Raw genomic sequence first — 2,602 nt, 5'->3', positions numbered from 1 at the left:
GCAACTTATAAGTATGACGAGGATAATCGTCGTATTGAAAAGAGTGTAAATGGTCAAGTAACACGTTATTTCTATGATGGAGATAGTATTAATCCGTTGTACGAGACGGATGGTAGTGGAAATGTTCTTCGTCAATATGTATACTCAACAAGTGGCACGCGCCTAGCGATGAAAGCAAAAGGACAAACGCTATACTATCACTACAACCCTCGTGGTGATGTAGTTGCGATGACAGATCAAAATAGAGAAGTAGTAGCAACGTATGAATATGATTCATGGGATAACGTATTAAAGAGTGATACGAAGGGCATCGCAGCAGATAATCCATTTGGATATGCTGGATACATGTATGATAAAGAAATTGGTATGTATTATCTGATTGCACGTTATTATAACCCAGATCATGGTGTGTTCTTATCGGTAGATCCTGATCCAGGTGATGAAGATGATCCGGTTACGCAAAATGCTTACACATATGCTCATAATAACCCTGTCATGAAAATTGATGCAGATGGGAATCATCCAGTCGTCGTAGGAGGAGTACTCCTTTATAGAGGGTACAAAGCCTATAAGGCGTATAAGAATATTAAAAATGTTCAAAAAGTAGCAGGTGCGACAAAAAAAGCGAAAAAAGTTCATGGGAATAGTAAAAATAGTACAAAAAGACAGCATGGATATGAAATATACAATAAATCAACAGGTAATGTAGTAAAAGTGGGGATTAGTGGCCAAAAATTACATAAGAATGGCACATCGCCTCGGGCAAATCAACAAGTTCGAGATTGGAATAAGCAAGCTAAATCCGATAAGTATGCTGCGAGAATAGTTGTTAAAAATGTGAAAAATAGACGAATGGCCTTGAATTGGGAGAAAAATTGGGTTAATAAAAGGTTTAATCAGGGGAATAACTTGTATAAACATACAAATCCAAAACCTAAAAGATTTTAAACTGGGTACTCTGGAGGGATGATATGATTTTAAGAGATATTAAATTTGTATTAGAATTTAATCCGAATAAATACATTTCGGAAATTCGAAAGGTTATGAAAGAAAAAAAATTAAATGAAGAACATGCTACACAGTTTTATTATAAAGATAAATTTCAAGATAAGGCTGTACAAATTCGCGATGAATCTAGATGTATATCAGATTTATATATTAGTTGTTTAGGGAAATATCATACATCTGAAACTAAAGAAATAATAATTCATTTAGTGGATGAATTATCTGAGGCTAGTTTGATAAATGTTGATGGCTTTATGGAAGTTCAAATTATTTTCAACTTAGAACAATATATTTCTTTGACCAATCACCAAAAGAATCAAATGCTTCTCAATATAATACAGAGAGCTACTAAAAGTGTCGGAGATATCTTTGAGTGGGAATATCAACCATTCCAAGAAGCTTATAATAAAGTAATTGAAAAAAATTATGAAAATAATTATGTATGGAAAAAGAAAGTAAGTCCTGGTAGGAAATATATAGCGGAGGTATTTTGCATGCATGAGATTAATGAATATCTTATTTATATGATTGTAAAAGATTACCGTGATAAGAATGAGTTAAAGAGGGAACTACTGCACAGAGTTAGTCCACATGAGTTTATGTTCGCGCCATATTTAGGAGATTTAAAATGGCTCTCTGATGATAGTGTTGCATTAATTGGGGAGAATCCTCGTAGACAATGGGCTGTAAATGTATAAATAAAAAGAAGGTGTCCATATGATTAAACTGATTAAGCAAGAAAAGGATAAACTGTTGTACTGGGAAGTATGGGAAGAAGATAAGAAAACTTTAATTGTACATTGCGGCTGTGTTGGTGATACAGGTGAAATGTATGAAATAGAACTGTATCCATTTCAACGTGTTGAAAAAGAAATGAAAGAGTTAGCAGATGAACATTTGGCGGATGGTTATAAGGAACTCGATGAGGACGAATTGATAGAATTTGTTTTACAATATGATTATAAAGACAATCAGTTGGAAGCAGCGTTGGAAAAACGACAGCAAGTTCAAGAGATTATGGATGAAGCACTAGGGTGGTCTGGAAATGGACATTGTGATGGTGGAGATATTGGTAGCGGGACAATTAACGTGTTTACATTTGTAATTGATGTTGATAAAGCATTACAAACAACTCTAGATGAATTAGAAAATCAGCAGTTGTTAGATGGTGTGAAAATTGCCTATGTAAACGATGAAGAAAATTATATACAGGTGTATCCTAGTGAAGGTGAATTTAATTTAATATAAAGCATTAATTAAATTTAAAAAGTGTATGAATTCATGTAGAAAAATAGAGAGAAGATTGATATAAGATAGACTTGATATGGAAGTGCATCTCTAATTGTTGAGAAATCAACAGTTAGGGGTGCATTTTCTTTTTAAATGTAGTATCTGGCCAAACACGTATCACTCACAAAACAAGGTGAAAGCAATGCATTCGCAATTTATAAGTATGACGAGGATAATCGTCGTATTGAAAAGAGTGTAAATGGTCAAGTAACACGTTATTTCTATGATGGAGACAGCATTAACCCATTATATGAGACAGATGGTAGTGGAAATGTTCTTCGTCAATATGTATACTCGACAAGTGGCG

General features: G+C 33.8%; 3 protein-coding genes and 1 pseudogene. All 4 read left to right on the top strand.

Translation table 11 applies throughout. The features are described 5' to 3' along the window. Positions 1-948: RHS repeat-associated core domain-containing protein (locus DOS87_RS29820; protein ID WP_098853974.1), on the top strand; the 948-nt coding region annotated here is incomplete at its 5' end. Positions 949-971: 23 nt separating this feature from the next. Beyond that, the gene (locus DOS87_RS29815) at positions 972-1,703 is read left to right on the top strand and encodes a hypothetical protein (RefSeq protein WP_098578582.1); all 732 of its coding nucleotides are present in this window, start codon (positions 972-974) and stop codon (positions 1,701-1,703) included. Between the two features lie 19 nt (positions 1,704-1,722). Beyond that, on the top strand, positions 1,723-2,253 hold the full coding sequence (locus DOS87_RS29810; protein ID WP_000593411.1) for a hypothetical protein: 531 nt from the start codon (positions 1,723-1,725) through the stop codon (positions 2,251-2,253). A gap of 156 nt (positions 2,254-2,409) precedes the next feature. Beyond that, positions 2,410-2,602: pseudogene (locus tag DOS87_RS30675) on the top strand (hypothetical protein); the annotation flags it as partial.

The sequence above is a fragment of the Bacillus sp. CR71 genome (assembly GCF_003429245.1).
Lineage (GTDB): Bacteria > Bacillota > Bacilli > Bacillales > Bacillaceae_G > Bacillus_A > Bacillus_A thuringiensis_S.
This window is presented reverse-complemented; position numbering and strand designations above follow the sequence as displayed.